The organism is Enterococcus sp. PLH-Efm8, assembly GCF_053011625.1.
Genome location: NZ_CP172571.1, coordinates 1 through 6,188, shown reverse-complemented (window position 1 = coordinate 6,188; position 6,188 = coordinate 1). Strand labels below are relative to the sequence as shown.

General features: G+C 35.5%; 10 protein-coding genes. 1 reads left to right on the top strand and 9 read right to left on the bottom strand.

From position 1 onward, the window contains the following. Nucleotides 1–636 precede the first annotated feature (636 nt). Complete coding sequence (locus tag ACIFUW_RS15515) at nucleotides 637–723, top strand: type I toxin-antitoxin system Fst family toxin (protein WP_106914087.1); 87 nt, start codon at nucleotides 637–639, stop codon at nucleotides 721–723. Nucleotides 724–843: 120 nt separating this feature from the next. On the opposite strand, the gene ACIFUW_RS15510 is transcribed toward ACIFUW_RS15515, so the two are convergent. The 9 genes from ACIFUW_RS15510 to ACIFUW_RS15470 form a co-directional block, all read right to left on the bottom strand. Continuing rightward, nucleotides 844–1,533: a hypothetical protein gene (locus tag ACIFUW_RS15510; RefSeq protein ID WP_002369882.1), complete on the bottom strand. Its 690-nt coding sequence runs from the start codon at nucleotides 1,531–1,533 to the stop codon at nucleotides 844–846. A 6-nt stretch (nucleotides 1,534–1,539) separates the two neighbouring features. Further along, nucleotides 1,540–1,818, bottom strand: coding sequence for a hypothetical protein (locus tag ACIFUW_RS15505; protein ID WP_002369881.1), 279 nt, complete (start codon nucleotides 1,816–1,818; stop codon nucleotides 1,540–1,542). Further along, complete coding sequence (locus ACIFUW_RS15500) at nucleotides 1,778–2,692, bottom strand: relaxase/mobilization nuclease domain-containing protein (protein ID WP_010782659.1); 915 nt, start codon at nucleotides 2,690–2,692, stop codon at nucleotides 1,778–1,780. The genes ACIFUW_RS15505 and ACIFUW_RS15500 overlap by 41 nt, the downstream gene beginning before the upstream one ends. Continuing rightward, nucleotides 2,674–3,054: a MobC family plasmid mobilization relaxosome protein gene (locus ACIFUW_RS15495; RefSeq protein ID WP_010782660.1), complete on the bottom strand. Its 381-nt coding sequence runs from the start codon at nucleotides 3,052–3,054 to the stop codon at nucleotides 2,674–2,676. The genes ACIFUW_RS15500 and ACIFUW_RS15495 overlap by 19 nt, the downstream gene beginning before the upstream one ends. 449 nt (nucleotides 3,055–3,503) lie before the next feature. Further along, nucleotides 3,504–3,791: a bacteriocin immunity protein gene (locus ACIFUW_RS15490; RefSeq protein ID WP_002363589.1), complete on the bottom strand. Its 288-nt coding sequence runs from the start codon at nucleotides 3,789–3,791 to the stop codon at nucleotides 3,504–3,506. 19 nt (nucleotides 3,792–3,810) lie between these two features. Further along, nucleotides 3,811–4,035, bottom strand: coding sequence for a class II bacteriocin (locus tag ACIFUW_RS15485; protein WP_002363584.1), 225 nt, complete (start codon nucleotides 4,033–4,035; stop codon nucleotides 3,811–3,813). Nucleotides 4,036–4,504: 469 nt separating this feature from the next. After that, a complete protein-coding gene (locus ACIFUW_RS15480) occupies nucleotides 4,505–4,675 on the bottom strand; it encodes a hypothetical protein (protein ID WP_032491833.1) in 171 nt (56 codons plus the stop codon). A gap of 14 nt (nucleotides 4,676–4,689) precedes the next feature. Next, nucleotides 4,690–5,223, bottom strand: coding sequence for an HTH domain-containing protein (locus ACIFUW_RS15475; protein ID WP_002363576.1), 534 nt, complete (start codon nucleotides 5,221–5,223; stop codon nucleotides 4,690–4,692). 20 nt (nucleotides 5,224–5,243) lie between these two features. Then, nucleotides 5,244–6,188, bottom strand: a complete 945-nt coding sequence (locus ACIFUW_RS15470) for a replication initiation protein (RefSeq protein ID WP_002303559.1) — start codon at nucleotides 6,186–6,188, stop codon at nucleotides 5,244–5,246.

Here is a 6,188-nt window from a genome sequence, read left to right as displayed (position 1 = left end):
ATAATCACCTCAATCCAATTATGAATGACATTTTTTAAATGTCAAGACATTCATATTTGACGTTCAAACAGACAAAATGTCCTTCATAAACAGACAAAATGTCCTTCATAAACAGACAAAATGTCCTTCATAAACAGACAAAATGTCCTTCATAACATTCTGTATCCATTGGTAGAGTAAGGACACAGCTTACGGTAAAGAGGTTTAAAAAGAGGTTTAAAAAGAGATATAAAAAGAGGGGGGCTAATTTTCCCGCCTAAAAACCACTTCTTTTTTCTTTAAACAGGTTCGCGCATTTTTCAAAACTGCCAATCCAAAACCTTGCTTCCTACGGTCGCCAAAAAGGTGTGATCGCTACGCTCTCACATTGTACTGCGCAGTCGCCTAAAGGCTCCTTTGCTAAAAACATGTTGGTAAAGAGGCCTTTGAGCGGTTCTGAATGCTTATCTAAGCCGTTTTAAGACAGTCTTGGATAAAAATCCTTATCTAGCTTTAAAGCGCCTTACAGGCGGTCAGGGCAAGCCCTAACAACCCTAAAATAAGCGATACTTAAAAACACCACACAAGTTTAATTTTTTAAGATATAATAACTTGTCGCCTATCCGACAGTCTTGCGACTGGAAGGAGGTGTATCTAATGTTTGAATTGTTCATTTGCCCCCTTCTTATAGAAGTTTGTGTCTCTTTATTCAGTTATTGGTTGAATAACCGAAACAAGAAGTAAAATCAATAAAGGCGACATCAACCTGAAAAAAAGCCCCAGAGAATCCGACCTCTCTGGGGCTTTCGTGTATCTAATGTTTGATCATTTGCATGTTTAGTTTAACATGATTGCCGATCAAATTCAATTTTGCTGTTGCTGATCTAACCATTCCTTGACACTTTTTAGATAATTTAATGCCGTTTCTTTTTTCGTTGGATTTTGTATGTTCGTTGCTTGCTGAAGCAGTGCTTTATAACGTTCGTAGGTAACTGATTGTTGCCGTTCTTTTCGTTCCTGTTCACTAGTTGAAAAAGGGATTGTATCACTGAATAAATTATAACAAGCTTCTTCTGTCTGCGTATCTTTAAAATATTGCACGTCTTTTTTGGTTCGCTCATAGTTGTCTTGAACCTCTTTTTGCTGTTTTTCTGGCAAGTTTTGATAAAGACGAGTGAGTTTTTCCATGTTTTTATCCGTCAAACGTTTTTCTTGATTCACAAAAATATCGTTCATTTCCTCATAACAAGTGGTAAACTCTTCCATTTTTTGTGTTAACACTTGCTCCTTTTTCTTTTTATCACATGCTGCTTCATACTTTTGAGTGATATCCCCTAATAAAATACTTCTTGAAATACGTTTATTTCCCTCTAAAACGCCGAATAAACCACTTAAAACGATTGATAATGTAAATATAACCCCTGGCAATAAAAACCTCTTAAATCGAATTTTAGAGCCTTTTAATGAATATCTTGTTTGATAAGCCTTATAGCTAAGCCAAATAATTCCTAAAATACTGGCAAAAATGAGTAGATAGGGTAAATAGAATGCCATTTCTATTTATTCTCCCCATACCAGCCAAAAGGCTAACAGTGTCATGATTAAGCAACATAAGGGGGCAAGAATATCCATTGATCGCTGCATAATTACTTTTTTCTGTTCTTTATTTCGCTGGTTTAATAGCGCATGGTGGAATTTTTTGACTTGTGAATCAATTGTAGTTTGTATTCTTTCTTTGGTATAAGGTGCAAGAAAAGCACGTTGTTTCTTTATTTCATTTTCTATGTCTTGTAACGTTTTAGAACGATAATTCTTGTTGGTAGTCTGCTCCTCTTTCAACGTGTTGGTCATGGTTTCTTCGAGTCGGTCTAATTTCCGGTTGTTCAGTCGTAAGAGTTCGTTGTTCTCTTCGTACTTCTTTTGCAGTTTCGCGAATGCTAGCTCGAGCTCTTCGTAGCTCGTTGGTTCGTTGTTGATTGTAGGCTCGTTCTCGTCTGTCCAGCTCATGTAAAATCGTCTCCTTTTCGTAATCCTTTCCTAGTTTGTTGGATCGTACTTTTTTCTTTTTGTGGATCAATTCGTAAGTAAAATTTTTCCCACGATTCAAGCAATGAATGCCGAATGTTTTAAGAGAATCACAAAATTGGTTATACGTTCGAGTTTTTTTGTTTTTCATTGTTTGATCAATCGCAAACCGAATTTCGTCTTTCCAAACAGGTTCATTTTTTTCTTTTAATTTGATTTCAGACATGGTTCGTTTTTCGGGTTTCTTCCCTCGTTCAGTGATTGTTAAGTCATGTTCAAGACAAATCTCGTCATTTAGGTCATAACATTTGTTTAAAAATGCTTGACCATGGGCTTGAAATTTGTTCCCAGTTTCCAGATTGACGGAGTTAATGACAATGTGGTTATGAATATGGTCTTTGTCTGTATGTGTGTAAATCGCGATTTGGTGGTCAGGGGCTATTTTTTTCGCATACTCTGCCCCTAGTTGATTGGCTTTTTCAGCGGTAATTTCTCCTGGTCGAAAAGACTGGATCAATAAGTGTGCTTGTACACGATCGTCTTTTCCATACAGCATGCGAATTTGTTTCATTTCGCTTTTGGCATAATCAATGTCACAGTTTATCCCTGTTTTGACGGTTGCTCGTGGTTCGGCGTAATTGATCGCTCGGCTACAAGAAGTGGTTCGGCTTACTTTAACTGTTGCCATATCTTTTGTAGCTCCTTTTGCATGATTTTTAGGTTTTCGGATAAGCGTTGGGCGTCGCCAGGATCAACGTCGTGTTGGTGTGTGTTGCACCACTTGGCAATTTGATTGATATTCCCGCCAGCTTTGGCTAAATCGCGCGCGATTGCCTGAGCAATGTCTGGCGCCACTTTCGGTGTCACCAGACGCGCGTTTTGTGCCTTGGCTTTCACGAAAGCCGGCACACTCATTTGCAAAGCTTCAGCTGACTGCTTCAGCTTTGCAAATTCGGATTCGCTCACTCGAAAACTGATTTGTTTTGGCTCGGATCGATAGGTATATTTTTTAGAATGATTGCTAGCCAAATATTGATTTTGTTCGCTCATAAGTCCCACCCTTTCAGTACGTCCTACGGACGTATCGTTCGCAATACCATTGTACCTAAAAAGGTACAATAAGTAAAGCTCACTAAAGCTCACTAAAGGGCTTGGCAAGCTCTATATTTGCTAGCCAAATACCTACGTATTTGGTGCAAATAACCGCTTGTCAAAGGGGCGCAAGCTCCCCCTTGAATCCCCCTCCCCCCCACTCTCCACAATACAAAAAAGACTAGCAAATGCTAGCCACTTTTTGTAAAGTTTCGCTTGTTTCACCTTCGGTGAAATTGTTGCAAATCAATAATTAGGTAGAGCTACATTTTTTTCGTTGTTCAAAGATTCTTATGCCATTTACTATTAATAAATCTATAAATATGATAATTTTTCGGCTCTATAATTTATGGGACTGATGAATCAGAATTGATTCTTCAGTCCCATTTTCATTTTATTCCAAAGAATTAACTCCAAATACCAATAGAAGCCCATCCTCTATATACTTGAGATTCCTTACTAACAATTTCTTGTAATTCTATTAAAGATTTAGGTAATCCAAATTTATGTTTTAAAATATATCTTCCAAGAAAACTACTTAATTTCATACTAACTTCACCAACACTTTTTCCCTCACTGATTTCTTTAGAATAAAGAAAGAGCTTTTCTTTTAAGTCAGGATAGTCATCTATAGTTGCTTCATTGTATACTTTACTAATTGCATTTAAAAGTTTTTCTTCTTTAGTAAAATCCATTATAATAACCTCCCTACCACTACCTTCTAGGTGCCCATGGACCATGATTAACCCAACCATTAACAATAATTTTTCCAATTTCTCCTTTAGCTTGATTCCAATCTACCCAACATTTTTCTTTGTTACAATAAAGACCATTTCCATAGTAAGTAGCTGCATCAACTTTTATTCCTGTACCGATGCCAGCTAGACAAGTTCCTAATATTCCTAGAATAACACAATGTTTTAATACTTTCTTTTTCATGATTGTTTTTCCTTTTCGTTTTTTTAAAATTGCTTGTTATATTAAATAATCTTAGTAATTTTATTATATAACATTTTATTATATAACAATTTATTATATAACAATGATTAACGTCATAAAAAGTAGTTTTGAATTCATAATCGTTTAAATAAAATTATAAGATCAGTTATTTAAACAGCTAGTAGACATAATGTGTATACTACCAAGTAACGCCTGTACCAAGGGATCCAGGCGCTGATTTTGTGAATTTTTATTGGTCTAGGTTAAAAGCTCTTTTTAAGGCTTGGTTTTCTGCGGTTGTTTCTTTCTAATTCTTTGTGAATATTGATCGGTCATTTTTTAAATACTTGTTATTTTTGTTTGTGTTTGTTATGCTTTTTACATATCTCATATTCATTTATTATTCTTTTCTAAGGTTAATAATAGGATAATCTCTTTCAGAAAGACTGCTCGTACGAGCAGTCTTTTCTTATTTATCAAGTTTTTCTACAAATACTTCCTCATTTTGACTGTTGTAGTAATTAGGATTGAGTTTTAGTTCCCCTTTTTTATTTCCTTTGTTGGCCACTGATAATAACATTGGGCTAAAGCTTAATATTCCTAGTAGGATAGAACCGAATAGCAAGTGTTTTTTTGTCATAAGTATTTCCTTCTTCATTTCCATAGCTGCCACCATTTTTTCCAATTCTTTGTTTGTTCGTCCATTGTTTCTGTTGCTTCAGAAAGAGTCGTTGAACTATTCTCTGAAGACTCTTCCGTATAAGTCAACTGCAGTTGCTCCTGAAGTTTTTCGATTTGTTGGTTGGCTTGCAGGGTGAGTTGTTGTTGCTGGTCGAGTAGTTTTTGTATATGAGAATTATTTTGCTCTTTGAGGGCAAGTTGTTCTCGTAAAAATTCATTTTCTTCACGCAACTGATCTAGCAACTTGTTTGCAACCACGTTTTTGTTTGGTATATAAGCATTTTTATCGTTGTTTTGTTCATGTTTATGCAACTTATCTAGCAACCTTTGATTGTCTAAGTTGCGAGCAAGTTGCAATACTCCAGAACGCAATACAACCTTATAACCACGCTCATTTTTAGCTATCATGGAAGAATCTAATTTTTGGATATGTTTCGATATTGCTTGCCTACTCATCTTAAAAAGATCTGACAATTCCTTTATTGTAAAGGTTTCTTGTGGTTGCATACTGGTTGCCTCCTAGGTTGCTACTGGAATAAATTATCTAAATCAGATAATAAACTTTTTTTCTCTTTTTCCGAAAGTGCGGACTCTGTTTGTTTTTCAAGAGCTTTTTTCTCTTTTTCTAGTTGTTTGATTTGTTGGAGGAGTTCAAGTTCTCGTTTCTTCTGTTTGATTTTTTCGTTAATTGTTGTAGCGGGTTCTTCGTATTCTTTTTGTTTATCAGCTAAAGCCAATGCTTTATTTTGGTCTTCTTTGGTTGGTGCATGTTTGTTAAAGTCGTCTGCTTTTTTGATCTCAGGTTTGAACGTAAATTGATAGCCAATAACAGGTTTTCCCCGTCCTTTTCCGTATTTCTTTTTGATTGTTAGTCCTTTGAAGATTGCAGTTAGTTCTTGACGTATAGGTTTTATAACTCGTTTATCTATATCAGGTTGCTTATAACTTTTAGGAATATCTAATAATTCAAGAAAGTCTTCTTTGGAGAAATATGCGAAACCTTTGGTTCTGTATTGCTTTAACAGACGAAACATAGTCTTTGCATAGCCACTTTGTAGCTCGTTGAATTGTTGTAAAGAATAGCGTACCCACTCGTCTAAATTATTTAACAAAGGCAGTGCTTTTTCGTAAATTCGTATATCTACGTAAGGATTTTCTACGTCCCCGTTGATTTTAAATTCTGTAAACATTACAAACATATCGTAAGAAAGCCCAGACTCACTTCTACGACCAAAGCGTAAAGATAAGATTTTTTCATAAGTTGCTTTTAAATCTTCTACAAATCGTACATTTGCAGTTGCTTTGTAGTTACTTAAATCTTTTAGTTGGTCAAACGTAAAACGAACTGTCTTATCCCCTTTTTCACGCATTCTAGACACGATGGAAAAAAACAAATTCATTTCAACCGGTGTAAATTTTCTTAAAGGAATTGTATTTAATTCATGGTGGTATTTTACAATCTCATTAGCCAT